We start from the raw sequence: 14,827 nt of genomic DNA on the forward strand, positions 1-14,827 counted from the left end.
TTCAACATACACAGAAGAGGCTTTCGGTTATTTGCTGAGAAATTTTTGCTTCAGCTCTTTTTATATTTGTCTTTACAGTTCCTATCGTAATCCCTAAATATTTCGCAATTTGGCTATATGGTATACATTGTCCTCTAGACATGAGATATATTTCTTTTTCTCTTTTTGTAAGGACTGAGAGGGCATCTTCAATTCGTTCTTTATCCCAGCTGGTGATGCTGTCTTCTTGAATATGATCATCCCATTCAAATAACTGCTCATCCATGTTGCGAAAATACTTTTGCATGAGGACTGGATCAAAAGGCCTTTCACGCTGATATGCTGCTAATCTTTCTATTCCTCGCTTATTCCCTGGCCGTCGTCCTGTTTCCATCCACGAAATAGCAAACTCTAAATCTTCTATGATGCCTTCAATTATTTTTTTATCTGATTTTAATTGATCGTCTAAGGTGTAACAATCATCTGCACGTTCAAGGAGTTTGTGAGTATCTTTTAAAGTTTCTTTATATTGACTGAGTAAAAAAGCTAAATCCTCCAACAAGACCCCTCCCATGATATAATAATTGTAGGTTGGCCGGGAGAAGTCCTGGCTTTTTCTTTATTCATTTGCAGAGTATATAAAAGCCGACTTACAGTTCTCATGTTCAGTCCACTTAACACAGTCAATTTCTAAGCTGCCCACAATGCGTTCCATCGTTCCGTACTGTTTTGGATTATCGCATTGGACAATTGTTTGCAAGGTTAATCCTGGATAGTCATTCATATTTCCGCCCATTTGCCCTTTTCTTGTATCCGCTGGAGTAAAAATCTTTAACATTATTTATTTCCTCCCCAACGAGCTTCTGCACCTTTACTGCTTCTCCATCTATAATCCGTTCCAAGGTTTGCAAAGCTAGTATCTGACTTTTTCACATTCTTTGCGGGCTGGATAGGATGCTTCTCGATATATGCCAGGCGCTCTTCCTCTGTCATTTTCCATTCGTGCACTTTCCCGATCATCCTTAATTTACTCCCTCTATCTTGTATTTCCTAAAGCATTGTTTTCTTCTTTCCAGGCAGCGTATTCACGTTTTTGCTGTTCAAATTTCTTAAGGAGTTCATCAGAGTTTGATAATTGAGAAATCGCATCAAGTAAGCAAAGGTGACTTTCCTCGCATGCATTTAGTCTTTCAATTTCCTGTTGCTGTTCATAGATTTTATCTTTGAATGTCATAACGGCCCTGATATGATCCCAATCGGATAGGTTTCCTGTATCAAATTCAATTTCATATTGATAATCTGAAAGTTCTGCATCAGTCATTAACGTTAAATCAGCCACATCACGAGCAGAATATTGATCGGGATTCCCTGTTAATTTCATAAACTTTTTAAGATCCAAATTAACTCCTCCTACCTTGTGTTTAATAAACAGATGAAGCTATTACTCTTGGTAAGTTTTCGTTCTTACACTCTTGCAATATGTCATTCAAAGACACATATTTTTTATTGCTTTTTTGGTCCTCTGAATTATTAATAAATTCCCTGTTCAACTCTTCTTCTTTGCAAATATGGAAATCGTAATCCTCAGAGCTGTCATAGTCTGAATAATCCTTTTCAAAATACTGTTTTGCCTGCATTTCGCTTTCGGCAGCAATCCAGTGGTTTTCTCCATCATTAAAAAAGAATACTTGGCAATCCATCCTCTTTCCCTCCTAATCAATTAATTTATAACACCGTTCATTTCGCCAACTATCCAATCATCAAATTCTTCAATCGGTGGCATTTCACCTAATCGCTCGAATGCCAGCTGTTTCATACATGAGATATGATCATCAAAATCTTTTGCACGTTCTATAGCTTGTTTTAACTTTTGACCGACTTGTTTGAAATACTCGATTGAATCTTCTTTTGATACTGTTACCATCATGATTTCTAACGTCATTGGAATATTTAAAACTTTCGCTCCTGATGTTACTTCCGAAATATTGAGCACGCTGCTTAATGGAATGGCACAAAATCGGTATTTACCGACTTTAATCTCATGGCCGACAGCTGGCTGCCATTTATCAAATGCTAAATAAAATCGTTTCGCTTGCTCGGATACTGTAACTTCCAAATCTTCCCCTCCTAATTAACTGATCTATCATTTTGTTTCCTGCAGAACATGTTCGAATTGCGCAGTATCTTAATTGTAAAAAAACCTATACATCGTCAGATAAATAAACATTCCACCTACAAATAAATTATCAATCATTAGATTCAGACCAACGAATAAGAGACACAATACAATAAAACCTTTTAATATTTGTGTTAGATACATTTTGTAGGCTCCTTGTTCGAACTCTGAATTAGTTTTTCTCAATCCTTACAACAGTTTCACATGCAATACAATATCCACTTACATTATTTTTGTTTAGATAAACACCTTCGCAACGTTTACATAATTTACGCTTCATTCGTTGTTCTCCTTCGCAATTTATGTCAAGAATGCATAAAGCAATTTATCCAGGACATACTATCTGCACGAGCAAGGGCGCACTCCACCTTTTAAACTCCATTTTGATTACGCTCCTTGCTCGCACCCTTTTTAATTTATGGGCATATAATGCAGGGCACACATTCAAACACCTTATCAACATGCCGCTATTTTGCGGCTTTTTTTGCGTATTAGTTTTAATTTGCTGGGCAAATTATCTATGTGAGCAAGGGCTCTTCCACTTCAGACTCCATATTTCTGACCCTTGCTCAATCCAATATAGGTTCGTGCATTATAGAGTAAGGGCAAATCAATTTCTCCTGCAGCATTGAAAAAGTTTCAGCCCTTACTCGCAACATAATGCTTATTAAGTTTCTTTAAAAATCCTTTTGTGGCAATCCCGACAATAAGCACATTTTCCATCCTTATATGTTAGGGAGTCGTGTACATGACCGTTATCCTCTTCATCGTAACTGCCATCAAATTTATACCTAAAGTCAGTCGCCCCCCTTATTTGTGTTTTGACATAATAACCTGTTTCAGAATGACAATGAGGGCAACTGTCTAAATCCATATTCTCCAAATTAATCACCAGCCTTTAATTAATGTTTTTACTCTAATGTATATAACTGTAATTAAATGGAAATTCTATTTATACCGAGCAAGGACAACCTTATCAACTTACACCCACCAAAATTTGCTCCTTGCTCGCAACACACAACGCAGCTTCAGTCTAACTTGTATGCAAACTTGCAGTTCTTACAGTTAAACCCACTTTCCGGAATAAAGTTATCTTCAAAAACCTGATGCAAATTACAGGTCTTCCAGTCCTTTGTACAGCCATTGCACTTAACGTTCATTATCTCCTCGGACCAATTATTAAATTGTTCTCTAGGCACTGCTGCATTGACAAAACGATCAGCAATATTTCTATTTACCTGCTTTAATGTATAGTCATCCACAAGTTTGAAATCATAATTGGATATTTTTTTCTTAATAACATCTTGTTCTTTTTTACCTAATCGCTCATAAACGGATGCTAAATACTTTCTCAGATACGTTTCAGCTGTTTTTAAGCTTCGGTGCTCATCCTTTGTCATGTTTCCTCTTGCTGTCCATTCCTCCAGCATGCTTGTTAATTTTGGCCCATTTACTCCGGAATTCCTCAGCCCATCTATCATCTGGACAATGGATTGGAGTACCATAAACTGATTACGCTCATTTGCATTGAGATAGTCCCTCACATTACTCCCTCCTAACCTGATAAACTTATTTATTCTTTTGTTTCCTTCCAACCTCTACCAGCCAGCCACCGTTCAATACTTGCTGCAAAGATATCTAATCCACCAGATATACCTTTTTTATCAATGTGAAGGGCATAACCAGAGAAGTCTGGGCCCTGATAAAAACAAACACCCTTGTACTTGTCATGCTTCCGGAACAGCAGCCGTTCCTTCCCTCTGAAAAACTCCATCTCCTCGCCCTGTTTTAGATCGATGATTTGATCTTCCAGGGCGAAGGAGAATAAGTCTAACTGCTTCATTCCCTCACCACCTGAGGATTTTTGAATATTATAGTGATTGCAGGCTCCCATTCTATTTTGAAATGGGGAATGCCTAATGGAGATAATTCTTCAAATTCTTGTTGGTGTTTTTATTGGAATAACTGTTAATCTCTTTAGTCACTGGCTTAACAAACGGTAACTTTTCAAGGGGTCTGCCAGATCGTCGTTATTGGGGCGGTCTGCACCTCAAAGTTAAAAAATAAAACATTTTATTATTATCTTTAAACTCCAAATCAATTAAATACGTTTGATTTCCGCGCCTAAACCATTTCCCAAATGTTCTGTATGGTGTATTGAAATTGCCTTAGCTTTGAAATTCCCATACTTAGTGCCATGCCATCCAATTTCTTTTTCTAGTGCTTTCCAGGCTTTACTTTTTGAAGGCTCCTGTATGCCAAAAATGAAACGTTTCTGAGCAAAACTCCAAACCCCGTACATGCCTGTTTTGTTTTCAGACTTCAATATTTTTAGTCCTCCTATCTTTTTATTGTTGGAGGTTCATCATTCAAGATACCTGCCCTAACCCAATAATTGCGCCAATTCCTGGCTGCCCGTTCCTCTTCAACTTCCTTCCGCCGTTTAGAAAGAGCCTTTCCTAATCTTCGCTTTTGCTTTGCTTTATTCTTCAAGGAATCACCCTCTTATTTTAGGAATCTCAGATCCTCCGAGTTTTTTACAATCAGTCCCGAACTTGGATGAACATCTTTTGTATAAGGAGCAGTGTGCCGAGCACACTGCCCTCCTGTCCTCATCCTTCATCCACTTAGGGCGATCATCAGCAATGATGACATTTTCCATTAGGCGATAATGATTATCTTCCCTGCTTCAATTTCAGTGGACAAAGCTTCCTGAAGATAAGTTTTGATATTGTTCATCGCATTTAGCTTCCAGGCTCCTCCATCAGCTTCAAACAAGGCACACTGCGGGCCCTTTTGCATCCGGAAGATGAAATCTGATTCAGGCTGCTGAACTTCAACAAACGTTCTGTATGGGGCTAAAACAACTGGATTAGGAACAAGTACATTCCCAACGGATGCAACTCCTGTTTTAGCAACAACCGACTGACTTACACCATCATCTCCAACTGTCTGCACAGACTCCTCTTTGATATTGCCGACGACTTTTAGCATGATATCCCTATCCTCATTCTTTACAAAAGCTGATTGAAGCTTAATGTTGAAATTTTCCGAATCATAATAGCGATCAAAGGTGAAGGACGGCAGCATTGCTGTGGCCTGGATATATTCATTTCTGTTTTCATTTGAATTTAACGAGCTAAATGCTAAAACTTCTGTAGGACTGCTAACATGGACCATCATGGTTTCCTTGACATCAAAACCTGACTTTAGGTATTCAACCAATCCTGAAAGACTTCTTACTTCCAAAGCACGTGCAGTAGCTTCCTTAAGAAGGTGAAGTTGTTGACTTGAGTAAACCTGCCCGTTTTCTTTAAACGTAGTTACATTTCCTAGCCCGACAATATATTGGATTGCTTCTTTAATCATTTTCCATTCCTCCAATTTAATAATTTTTTAGTTTTTAAAGTTTACAATTTTTGTTCCGCGATCATCCTGAATTTCACCAGTTTCAGTATCGTAATAGGTCTGGCCCTTTACTCCTGATTTCAATTCAGCACCGGTGATTTTCCCTTGGCTATCCATATCCATAATCAGCTTGGCTTCAATTTGTTTGGCTGGAGCAAGCGTGCTTTTTGCTACCACGTTTGTTAAAACAACATCCCGCTTATCATCAGCAGATAATGTGATAGTGAGGGTTAATTTTCTGACTTTCTTTGCATCTGTATTTGGATCTGCAATGTTTTCTAGGATTTTTTGAAGCTCCACATTAGCTCTCTCAGCTAGAGCTCCTTCTGCAAATGTGTTTAGATCAATAATTTTATTCATTTTTGGCTTCCTCCAATTTCCTCAATAGTGATTTCAATTCGCGGATTCTCGCTGTACCACTTGCCAATATGTAGATCCACGACCTGGCTGTCGTCTTTCCATATGACTGACTTCAATGCATCTTTGACACCTTTGACGTAGTTATCAACATCCGGCTTGGTTAATGGCCTTAACTCACCCCTTTCAGCTGCTAATGCTTTTTTCTTACTAAAACTCTTCAGCGATGGTTTGAAGATTTCCACTTTCATAGATATTGGACCATCTATTAATTGGGGTGGTCGGTGCTGAGAAGCAACGAGCTTTACATATTTTTTAAAGTCCTTGGACTTTGCCGGGTCATACATCCTTACCTGTCCATTGATTGTTGAAGCACGAGGGCGACCTTGTGCGACTGGTTCACCATAAACAGTGAAAGTAATCATCAGTAGCCCTCCTCTTGCCGTTTTAGATTTATTTCACGCTTTGCGCTATATGCCTGCTCAATTTCTACCCAGTGGAAACCAAGCATTTTTCCAAGACCGAGATACTGTGATACCAATTCTGAGTAGGTCATAACATCATAATCCCGGGAAAAATCAGCAATCTCTCTATACACAGTTTGAAACTGCTCAATAATCGACTGTGCATCATCCGTGGTAATCCAGTAAGTGGGATAATTTTCATCGATCAGCCATTCCTCTGAAAGTTCTAATCCGATTTCTAGAATAAAGCTGAGCCCGTCCACATATTCTTCAAGGAGTGGGTTATCAGGACTTTCAATTCCTTCTCCATTGCAATGTGGACAAATGAATTGAATTCCATTGATAGGATGATATACTTCGCCGGTACCATTACATGCGATGCAAATTATCTTTGTTCTTGGCTTTTGGTCCTTACTCCAATGCTTCCAGCTGCGTTGTTCATTTGCCAGTTCTCCCAATTCCACTTGAAAGGCTAAGATTAATCCAGGCATGAGATCCTGCTCCTGCAAGTTGTGCTGATTTATGATTTTCTCCCGAAGTGGAAGTTGCTTCTCAAACAGATTACTTAGATTCAAACAGCTCAAGCCTCCTTATTAGTTTGCAATGAATAGCATCTTACCTAAGCCCGCTTTACTATTGTCCAAGCAGCAGGCCTCCTTTTCTTTGCGAAATGCGATCACTTCTCGCAAGATGCATAAGAGCCAAAATGATTTCATCCGGATCACGGTCAAAGTATTCGGAAATATCCTGAATGCCTTCTCCTTTCATCCACATATCAGCCACCTCAGCAAGCTCTGGGGCATCCCACAAAAAATTCAATTCCTCTAACACTATCACTCTCTTTTTTCTTGAATCCCGAAGTTTATACTCCATATAGGGTGAGTGACTCATTTTCATGTCCTCCAGTGTTCTTTACATGCTTTTGTATGACGGGGTTCTTAGCCATACCTTTGCTCCAAATAACACTTTCTACAAATCTTTTCTTCAGTAGAATGGTTAGGCTCTTTGCATTTATCGCAAATCTTCGAGATGGTTTTCCAGGTATATTTACAGGTGTTACAGCCCAGTGTGATAATCCCTTTATGATGTCCAATGGTTTCTCCTTTGGTATGACACTTCGGACAATCAGAGACTATTTTTGCATTGCTCAAAAATGCCACTCCTTTCAAAACCATTTTTCTGAATCACATTCTGAATCAATTTTCCTGAATTCAGATAAAACATATTCGTATTTGAGTTCATCGTAGCTAAGTTGGTCAAGAGGGATTCCTTGCTGACTGACTGTGATGCCCTTCTTTTGCAATTTTTCCAGGATAAAATTATGCTTTAATTGTTTTTTAGCTACCGCAGCTTTATAAAGAATCCCCAACCCCTACACTCCTTAAGTGGCTTTTAGCAAAGCCTCATATTTTTGTTTGGTTAAATCTAATTCTTTTTCCACTTCCAGTTTTTCTTTTTCCAGTTCGATCTTTTCTTTGGCCTGGCCAATCAGCCAGTTAATATCCTCAATCTCCATGCGACCTCTACCAAAAGCCTTTTCAATTTGCTGTAACCGCTCTTCCACGTTTCTTTCTCCTTTCATCTAGTTGATCACGAAGTTGTTGCATATCAGCTCTCCATTTTTCCTCTGGCATGGGGCCGCATTCAGGACAGCATTCGATGCTCACATAAAATGCTCCCTGGTGTGCAACCCGGTGTGTCCCTTTGCATAATTGGCACATATAAACCTCCCAAACTATGACTCTATTTATTTTTTTAATCGATAATCGGTACCTTCAGCCTCAACCAAGTACAGTCCGCATTGTCCGATTAAACGACTCGCTGCTGCATATCCAATCTTTTCTGCAAGAGTTCCGCGATCTTCGTTTGAACTGAATACAATAGGACGTTGTTTACGGTACCTCTCGTTAATGATTTGGTAGTACAGAGACTCTTTAGCCTCTGACCATTTTGACTTGCCTATGTCGTCCCAGAGAAGCACGTCAGCTGATATTGCATTCCTTAACAACCGGTTCAGCATTTCACCTTCATCATTCATCCTCTTGGCCTGGATAAGTTCATCCATTAGAACAACATCAGAAACCACTAACACATTAAATCCATCTTTTATGAGTCGTTTAGCCATCGCTATTTGCAAATGCGTTTTTCCAAGCCCAAAGCTATTATGCTTTTCCTTTAAGGCTGAACGTTTAGAGGATTCTAACTCCTTAAGGCGCTGTTCTCCGAAAACAGCTATGAATCCAAGGTTGCTATCGGGAATTGTTTTTTTAGGTCCCTCTTTTTTATAAAGAGCTAAGTAATTTACTGCAGTATCATAGAGCATGCTGTGAATCTCCTCAGTGCTGCTATAATTATCAAAAGTGGCATGGGTGAATTCATCTGGGATTAAAGCGTTTTTAAATCTGCGCTTCCAGGCTTTCCTCTCCCGGCATTCACACGGTCTACCGTACTCATATGAAAAACCATTTGTACTAACTTGGTTATAAGTTACAAGTTCAGTGTCTCTGCAAATTTCGCATTCATATTCAACTACCGCCCCATGCTCTTCTTGCTGCTTCTGCCTCTCGCTCAATCTCTTCGATTGTTTTGCTTGAAGATCGGCCATAACCTCGCCTATGCTGGAAAACCTTTTTCCCATCTTCACCCTCCTCCCCAGAATTATTTTCGTGATATTTATCTAGAATGTAGCCCACACAATAACTAAGACTGTTAATACGGTCTCTAGAGTGTTTAGGTGTATAACTCTGGAACTTTTCTTCAAGCCAATAAATGGCGTTTTCTAAAGGTATTTCAGAAGCAAGAAGTTCTTCTGCAGCTTGCTCATCCTTTGGAGAATGATCAAACCCATAACCTCGAAGTGAAACATATGTTTCGAGAAGAGACTTTTTATAAGCAGCTGCTGCTATTACTTCTTCTTTATCTTTATCTATATCTTTATCTACTTCTTTATCTATATCTTCTTCTACTTCTGTTGCGTGACTTGGTGTGACTGTCACGTGACTGTCTTTTTTTGGTGAGTTTAACTTTTTTTGCTTGCGCTCTTTTTGTTTTCTTAATCTGTTTTGCTCCCTGATCTTTTCAAGCCCATCAAGATTTTGATGCTTCTCCCAATTCGCAATGCTAATTAAATTGTTATCGTTTATTTCAATCATTCCAAACTGTTCAAATGTCTTAAGGGCTAGCCTTACTGTTCCTATTGGTCTATTAAAAATAGTTGCCAACATTTCATCTGTGAAAGGAATGTTCTCATTCAGATAAATGTATCCAGATGCATTAGTTTTTCCGGCTTGAGCAAGTAACTTAACCCATATGATTAGGATTGTGTCCGCTTCAGGCAACGCTTCTATTAAACGAATTTTTTCATCCTCGAACATACTGGTACTAAGTTTGATCCATTTAACTTCGGCCATTTTTTCACTTCCTTGGTATAAAACTTTTCTAAGGTGATAAAATATATACAAGTAGGATTCCTATGGAGCCTGATGGTGCGCATCAGGCTTTTTCCTATTGCTTTTTGATATACTCTATAGCCTCTTTAAGTGCATTCTTTTGTTCTTCATCCACCAAGCGAGTACCTAACCCGTATAAACCCTCCAGGACAACTAACTTGTTATTATCCATAGGCTTGTACTTACGAAGAAGGAGCCCTTCGTCCGTTTCCAGCATTTCAAGTGGATCTGCAGCCTTTAAGCCCATTGTTCTTCTGATTTCAATTGGAACTACAACTCTCCCTAAATCATCCAACTTCCTAACAATTCCAGTTGCTTTCGCCATTGTTTCCCTCTCCTATGCTAAATGTATTTTTTTATTCACTAATTCCTTCCTCAAATTTCGCCAAAGGGATAAATTTAAGGTAATTTTTCTAGCGCCCATCCAAGAAGTTGTGTGAATCCGACTATTGTGACAAACCCCATACATAGCAAGGCATATACAGCAAACCCACTACTCAAAGTCATTTCTAATTCACTTAAAAATTGGAGTATTTTCAATAAATTCATTCCTTCGCTATTTTTTCTAAGGAATAAAAACAAGCTTTCCAGTTACCTGCTGGATCTCTCTTTTGAACAGTTCCTCATTGCTATTGGTGTCAGATAGATGCAGCAGCCATATCTCCCGAATCTTTGATAAATCATTAGCCTTTAAGAATTCCTTCAAATTTTCGATGCTGAAATGTGACTTCAGTAATCTTTTTCGCATTACTTGAGGAACCCGACCAGTCAGGATGTTCTCATCAAGTATCTTTTCAGAGAAATTACACTCCACCATTAGGTGTGTAAGGCCTTTAAATTTATATTTGATGTAATATGTGTCTGTAGCGAATAGAAGCTTCTCTCCGGCCTGATTTGCAAGCAGATAGCCCATAGGTTCAGATACATCATGCTGCACATCAAAAGGTAATATCGTCCATGTCCCGATCTGCAATTGTTCTTTGGCCCTTACTGTTTTTATCCGGTGATGCTGAACATTTAATTCCTGGGCAGTGCCTGTAGACATGTAACAATTGATTCCCGCCTTCAAGACATCCTTAATACTTTTACAATGATCTTTATGCTCATGTGTGATTAGGCATCCAGCGACCTCAGACATCCGAAATTCAAAGCCTTTTTGAATGTCTCGATAGTTGATACCACATTCTAGAAGAAGGGTCGTATGACCATCTGTAACGCGGTAACAGTTCCCCTTGCTTCCAGTTGCTAAAGTGGTAATCTCAATCATTAGAAAACAGGTCCTTCTTGAGCCGTTACAGGTTCTGCATCAATAATCACTGGATCTTTATCCGGAACTGGCTTTTCTGTTTTGTTAACCTGCTCTTCATTTGAACCATCTTCCGAATAAGAATCGTTTTTGGATTCATCAGCATTGCTTTCAGGTTCTTCGAAATCAAGGATTTCTTGATTGGCATTCTCGTTTATTTCTTTTCGAATCCTGGAGTAGCTTTCATCCTCTGCCTGGTCATATGTCATCTCTACAAAAGCATGGCCGAAGTCTTTAGGAATCTTTTTGACAACGTTATTTCTCATCTTCCGGATAATCATAGATTCACGACTTTGTGAATCCTTCCAAGCAGGGCTGATGTAGGCATCCAGTGATTCATCATCTAATGCATTGAGACCCTGCTCCTCAATCTTTTTAATGATTTCTTTTTTCTTCGCATCAATTTCTGTTTTCTGCTTTGCAGTAGCTTTATATCTTGATTCAGCAATCCCAAAGGTTTCATTCATCAAGTTGTTTTTGACATGAGCGATTAAATTTTTCACTACATCCTCTCGCTCACCAATAAAGTACTCCACTCGGCCGCCTTTTTTTGTAATCGGATAGACAACTCTTACTACCTCACCTTTACCAGTCGGGGCCCATTCCGGAGGTGTCATTTCAATACCTTTATATTTTGGATATTCAAAATGATCTCCTGATCTAACCAGCCAATATTGATGAACTTCCTCGACTCCCCGGCCAAAATTCGAAAGAATGGCATCGTTTCCGTCTCCCTCAATGCCCATCTCAACTTGTTTCATCCAGACATCGTTTCCGTCTTTTTGCATTTTGATATTTCTTGTCTGGAAATACACTTCACGGGGGCTTGCAGCTGCATTGAGCTTTAGGGCAGCAGTTGTAAGTAAAATCTGTGTGATGTTATTTTTATCTAATCCTGCATCTGTCCACTTAATCCCCTTAACATCCAACACAGAGTTGATTGAGGAAATAGCATTCATGACGCACTGTTTTTGATAGTGATCCATGTCAATTCCATTACCGCTTAATTGCTTTTCGATCATCGGGAAAAATGTATTGCTAATCTTGGTTAAACCCGTTTGAAAATCCGCTTGAGTGGCTACTTGATTACTCATCTTCTTCCTCCTCTTCTTCATATACAAATTTCACTTTTTTTCCTTTATGCTCTAATAAAAAGGATTTTAAAAGGTCAGCAAAGTCTGATGGGCCATAAAGATCTCGTTCTAGAATGGCATCTTCAGGACACTCAGAAAGTGGCCCGGATACATTACTTCCTGTTCATTAATGTAAAGGGTCTCCCGGCGAAGACCTTCCCAACCTTCGCCAGCAACCACTTTCACAGTTACAAGTTCACTCATCAGACCACCTCGTTATCAACTGTGAGCAATTCAGCATATCGACCAGGATATTCAACTCTCAGTTGCTTATCTGGTTCAGAGACAACCAAGCTGACGGTCTGGGCAGTCGTATCGATTAATTTAGTTACAGCCTCACTGTTATCGATAAAGATCGGAGCCGAAAAACCATAGTGCTCAGAAAGCGTATTGATGATATCCAATCCAACATTGATTTTGGCAGCATTGTTTAGGCCGCTTGCATATGGAACGCCGTTATAGGTTGTGTCGCATATTTCTTCAAGACCACCGTTAATGTTCTGCTTGAAAAGATTGAATCGGGCATATTTAAACTGGCTATTGATTTTCTCTTCCAGAAGTTTTACTTTTGTACGAACAAACTGTTCTGTCAGATAAAGCTGGTGTTCAAGCTTTTCATATTCAGCAGCAAGATCCTTTTCTTGCTCTTCAAGTTCCGCAATCCTCTTTTCTGACTGATCAGCTAGGGCAAACTTACTGTGGTCAGCTTGAAACTGGTCTCGTTTTGACCTAAGCCCGACAATTTCACTTTGAATATCCTGAACCGCACTTTCTGACATATCTCGAAGGTTTTTAATTTCATTTTCAATAGATTGCTTTTCCTGAAGCTTAGAAACATAAGTAGGATTGTCCAAAATGTCTGTTACAAGGCTTTCTTGCTGTTGAAGCTGCCCTTGCAGTTTTACTAAACTTTCTTGTTTCTCTTGAATCTGTCCGTTTAATTTCTCGTATTCTTTAGCAAGATTTTCGTTATTTTGGATGAACTCTTGCTTACGCTCGGCACCCTCTTTACCTTTTTTATTGATTTCATCCAATTTGTTGGATTTGTTAAGGTTGAATTGAGAGAGCGCCTTTTCACGTGCTGATGTTACTTGCTCCTCTGGTAGCGATTGACCACATGTCGGACATTCGCATTGGTCGTTATGGCTAAACTCCTGATTATTGACCTCATGCCATTCTGTGCGTAATACAACCAGATTATCTTCAATAGATTTAATGCTCTGATCGTTGTAACGTTTTTGGTTTTTGACATTATCAAGCTTTGAATTAAGGATGGAGATATTGGATTGCTCTTCCTGAATTCTCGCTTTTATCTGATACAACTGATCTTTTGATTCAGAGTCATGGTCACGCCTAATTTGAATGAGCTCCATCTCAATTTCCTGAATAGCTTTTTGTTTGTCTGAAATGGCCTTCCCATTGCGAATACTGCTGATCTGAGTCATCTTTTCATCAATATCTGCATTTAATTGAGTGATTTCCTGCTCTAGACTGAATTTATTCAATCCTTCTAATTGAGGAAGGCCTCTCTTCACCTCGCTAATGCGTACGGGAATCTTATCGAGCTCTTTATTTATCTCTGCACGACGAGCAGTAATTGCCTTTTTAAGTTTTTCGATAGTTAGGCCATTCAAGATAGTAGGTAGTTTTGATAAGGCACTATCACTATCTATAACGTCTTCGTCGCTGATATCCCCGCAAACTTCCATGAGGATTTTCCGACGCTCTTCTTTCTTTAGTTGTTCATTGAAATACGAGGGTGAAGTAAGAAGTTTGAAAATGTCTTCCTGTACGATGGAATCTACCAAGTCCATATAGTCCTTTTTCTTTTCTGGAACGCCGTTAATAAAATAATTTGTAGTGTGGCCGGTGAATTCAGCAGTTGCTGATCCTCGCTTTTGTGTCCACTTTTCTGTATAAACTTTACGAAGAGATAGTTGATTTCCATCTAGTAAGAAAACCCCTTCAACCTCATGCTCCAGGTTATGAAGGACCTTTCCGTCCTTTAGCGTTTTTATCCCGAACTCTTGCTTGTTTTGGCTATCCTTATCAAATAGCAACCAGATAAACGAATCGAATAATGTTGTTTTTCCAGTGGCATTATCACCAAAGACTTTTACATTTTCACCGCGAGCATCCAATGTGAACTCCTCAACACCCTTGAAATTTCTCAACTTCAGTTCCAAAAGTTTAATTTGCTTTTTCAATTGCATCGTCCCCTTTCGCTAGTTCAGCATTCATGCGATTTAATTCCTGGAGAAGTCTTTCTTTTTCTTCTTCCATACTCAACTTGTAAAACACTGTGCAGTTGACTGGTGATTCAAAATAGTCAAGCTGGAAAGTAGTAGAGCCATCCTTAACAGCAGCTCCAGTAAGTGAGGACATTTCGTTAATGATCTTGAATCCTTCTTCACGTGAATTGATTCCATGAAAATTTAATGTGATGTCAGCACCCATTACTAAAGCTTCGCGAATAATTTCCAACTGTTGATCAATTGGCATATTGTTTTTCATCGTTATTTCCTCCTCAGTTTGATTTTTGGAGGGTTTCGCGC

General features: G+C 39.1%; 27 protein-coding genes. 1 reads left to right on the forward strand and 26 read right to left on the reverse strand.

Annotation, left to right across the window (positions count from 1 at the left end):
• Position 1: 1 nt before the first annotated feature.
• From MKY20_RS20120 to MKY20_RS20155, 8 genes are all read right to left on the reverse strand, one after another.
• The gene (locus MKY20_RS20120) at positions 2-538 is read right to left on the reverse strand and encodes a sigma-70 family RNA polymerase sigma factor (protein WP_341002691.1); all 537 of its coding nucleotides are present in this window, start codon (positions 536-538) and stop codon (positions 2-4) included.
• A gap of 60 nt (positions 539-598) precedes the next feature.
• On the reverse strand, positions 599-817 hold the full coding sequence (locus tag MKY20_RS20125) for a hypothetical protein (protein ID WP_341002693.1): 219 nt from the start codon (positions 815-817) through the stop codon (positions 599-601).
• Entirely contained in the window at positions 817-999 is a 183-nt protein-coding gene (locus MKY20_RS20130) for a hypothetical protein (RefSeq protein ID WP_341002695.1), read from the reverse strand. Before MKY20_RS20130 ends, MKY20_RS20125 begins: the two co-directional genes overlap by 1 nt.
• A gap of 16 nt (positions 1,000-1,015) precedes the next feature.
• Positions 1,016-1,378 (reverse strand): hypothetical protein, encoded by a 363-nt coding sequence (locus MKY20_RS20135; RefSeq protein ID WP_341002697.1) that lies wholly within the window; start codon positions 1,376-1,378, stop codon positions 1,016-1,018.
• Positions 1,379-1,400: 22 nt separating this feature from the next.
• Positions 1,401-1,679: a hypothetical protein gene (locus MKY20_RS20140; protein WP_341002699.1), complete on the reverse strand. Its 279-nt coding sequence runs from the start codon at positions 1,677-1,679 to the stop codon at positions 1,401-1,403.
• A gap of 20 nt (positions 1,680-1,699) precedes the next feature.
• Entirely contained in the window at positions 1,700-2,095 is a 396-nt protein-coding gene (locus MKY20_RS20145; protein ID WP_341002701.1) for a hypothetical protein, read from the reverse strand.
• 1,088 nt (positions 2,096-3,183) lie between these two features.
• On the reverse strand, positions 3,184-3,699 hold the full coding sequence (locus tag MKY20_RS20150; RefSeq protein WP_341002703.1) for a DUF5651 domain-containing protein: 516 nt from the start codon (positions 3,697-3,699) through the stop codon (positions 3,184-3,186).
• 29 nt (positions 3,700-3,728) lie between these two features.
• Positions 3,729-3,998: a hypothetical protein gene (locus MKY20_RS20155; RefSeq protein WP_341002705.1), complete on the reverse strand. Its 270-nt coding sequence runs from the start codon at positions 3,996-3,998 to the stop codon at positions 3,729-3,731.
• Positions 3,999-4,074: 76 nt separating this feature from the next.
• On the opposite strand from MKY20_RS20155, the gene MKY20_RS28725 reads away from it, so the two are divergent.
• Entirely contained in the window at positions 4,075-4,158 is an 84-nt protein-coding gene (locus MKY20_RS28725) for a type I toxin-antitoxin system Fst family toxin (RefSeq protein ID WP_445293103.1), read from the forward strand.
• Positions 4,159-4,256: 98 nt separating this feature from the next.
• Here MKY20_RS28725 and MKY20_RS20160 read toward each other — a convergent pair whose 3' ends face one another.
• The 18 genes from MKY20_RS20160 to MKY20_RS20245 form a co-directional block, all read right to left on the reverse strand.
• The gene (locus MKY20_RS20160; RefSeq protein WP_341002707.1) at positions 4,257-4,481 is read right to left on the reverse strand and encodes a hypothetical protein; all 225 of its coding nucleotides are present in this window, start codon (positions 4,479-4,481) and stop codon (positions 4,257-4,259) included.
• 14 nt (positions 4,482-4,495) lie between these two features.
• On the reverse strand, positions 4,496-4,648 hold the full coding sequence (locus tag MKY20_RS20165; protein ID WP_341002709.1) for a DUF3983 domain-containing protein: 153 nt from the start codon (positions 4,646-4,648) through the stop codon (positions 4,496-4,498).
• Positions 4,649-4,816: 168 nt separating this feature from the next.
• Positions 4,817-5,524, reverse strand: a complete 708-nt coding sequence (locus MKY20_RS20170; RefSeq protein WP_341002711.1) for a hypothetical protein — start codon at positions 5,522-5,524, stop codon at positions 4,817-4,819.
• A gap of 27 nt (positions 5,525-5,551) precedes the next feature.
• Positions 5,552-5,923 (reverse strand): hypothetical protein, encoded by a 372-nt coding sequence (locus MKY20_RS20175; RefSeq protein ID WP_053436357.1) that lies wholly within the window; start codon positions 5,921-5,923, stop codon positions 5,552-5,554.
• Complete coding sequence (locus MKY20_RS20180; RefSeq protein ID WP_341002716.1) at positions 5,920-6,345, reverse strand: RusA family crossover junction endodeoxyribonuclease; 426 nt, start codon at positions 6,343-6,345, stop codon at positions 5,920-5,922. The genes MKY20_RS20175 and MKY20_RS20180 overlap by 4 nt, the downstream gene beginning before the upstream one ends.
• Entirely contained in the window at positions 6,345-6,959 is a 615-nt protein-coding gene (locus MKY20_RS20185) for a dUTP diphosphatase (protein ID WP_341002719.1), read from the reverse strand. The genes MKY20_RS20180 and MKY20_RS20185 overlap by 1 nt, the downstream gene beginning before the upstream one ends.
• A gap of 58 nt (positions 6,960-7,017) precedes the next feature.
• Positions 7,018-7,275, reverse strand: coding sequence for a hypothetical protein (locus MKY20_RS20190; RefSeq protein ID WP_341002721.1), 258 nt, complete (start codon positions 7,273-7,275; stop codon positions 7,018-7,020).
• On the reverse strand, positions 7,247-7,477 hold the full coding sequence (locus tag MKY20_RS20195; RefSeq protein ID WP_341002723.1) for a hypothetical protein: 231 nt from the start codon (positions 7,475-7,477) through the stop codon (positions 7,247-7,249). The genes MKY20_RS20190 and MKY20_RS20195 overlap by 29 nt, the downstream gene beginning before the upstream one ends.
• Before the next feature lie 72 nt (positions 7,478-7,549).
• A complete protein-coding gene (locus MKY20_RS20200) occupies positions 7,550-7,753 on the reverse strand; it encodes a hypothetical protein (protein WP_341002726.1) in 204 nt (67 codons plus the stop codon).
• 12 nt (positions 7,754-7,765) lie between these two features.
• A complete protein-coding gene (locus MKY20_RS20205) occupies positions 7,766-7,948 on the reverse strand; it encodes a hypothetical protein (protein WP_341002728.1) in 183 nt (60 codons plus the stop codon).
• 183 nt (positions 7,949-8,131) lie between these two features.
• The gene (locus MKY20_RS20210; protein WP_341002729.1) at positions 8,132-9,022 is read right to left on the reverse strand and encodes an ATP-binding protein; all 891 of its coding nucleotides are present in this window, start codon (positions 9,020-9,022) and stop codon (positions 8,132-8,134) included.
• The gene (locus tag MKY20_RS20215) at positions 8,910-9,794 is read right to left on the reverse strand and encodes a phage replisome organizer N-terminal domain-containing protein (RefSeq protein WP_341002731.1); all 885 of its coding nucleotides are present in this window, start codon (positions 9,792-9,794) and stop codon (positions 8,910-8,912) included. The genes MKY20_RS20210 and MKY20_RS20215 overlap by 113 nt, the downstream gene beginning before the upstream one ends.
• A gap of 94 nt (positions 9,795-9,888) precedes the next feature.
• Positions 9,889-10,158: an AbrB/MazE/SpoVT family DNA-binding domain-containing protein gene (locus MKY20_RS20220; RefSeq protein ID WP_341002732.1), complete on the reverse strand. Its 270-nt coding sequence runs from the start codon at positions 10,156-10,158 to the stop codon at positions 9,889-9,891.
• A 240-nt stretch (positions 10,159-10,398) separates the two neighbouring features.
• The gene (locus MKY20_RS20225) at positions 10,399-11,100 is read right to left on the reverse strand and encodes an MBL fold metallo-hydrolase (RefSeq protein ID WP_341002734.1); all 702 of its coding nucleotides are present in this window, start codon (positions 11,098-11,100) and stop codon (positions 10,399-10,401) included.
• Positions 11,100-12,233, reverse strand: coding sequence for a hypothetical protein (locus MKY20_RS20230; RefSeq protein WP_341002736.1), 1,134 nt, complete (start codon positions 12,231-12,233; stop codon positions 11,100-11,102). Before MKY20_RS20230 ends, MKY20_RS20225 begins: the two co-directional genes overlap by 1 nt.
• Positions 12,234-12,341: 108 nt before the next feature.
• Positions 12,342-12,476, reverse strand: a complete 135-nt coding sequence (locus MKY20_RS20235) for a hypothetical protein (RefSeq protein ID WP_341002737.1) — start codon at positions 12,474-12,476, stop codon at positions 12,342-12,344.
• Positions 12,476-14,479 (reverse strand): hypothetical protein, encoded by a 2,004-nt coding sequence (locus tag MKY20_RS20240; protein WP_341002739.1) that lies wholly within the window; start codon positions 14,477-14,479, stop codon positions 12,476-12,478. Before MKY20_RS20240 ends, MKY20_RS20235 begins: the two co-directional genes overlap by 1 nt.
• Complete coding sequence (locus tag MKY20_RS20245) at positions 14,463-14,786, reverse strand: hypothetical protein (RefSeq protein ID WP_341002741.1); 324 nt, start codon at positions 14,784-14,786, stop codon at positions 14,463-14,465. Before MKY20_RS20245 ends, MKY20_RS20240 begins: the two co-directional genes overlap by 17 nt.
• Between the last annotated feature and the right edge of the window lie 41 nt (positions 14,787-14,827).

It is taken from the genome of Cytobacillus sp. FSL W8-0315, assembly GCF_038002905.1.
Classification (GTDB): domain Bacteria; phylum Bacillota; class Bacilli; order Bacillales; family Cytobacillaceae; genus Cytobacillus; species Cytobacillus pseudoceanisediminis.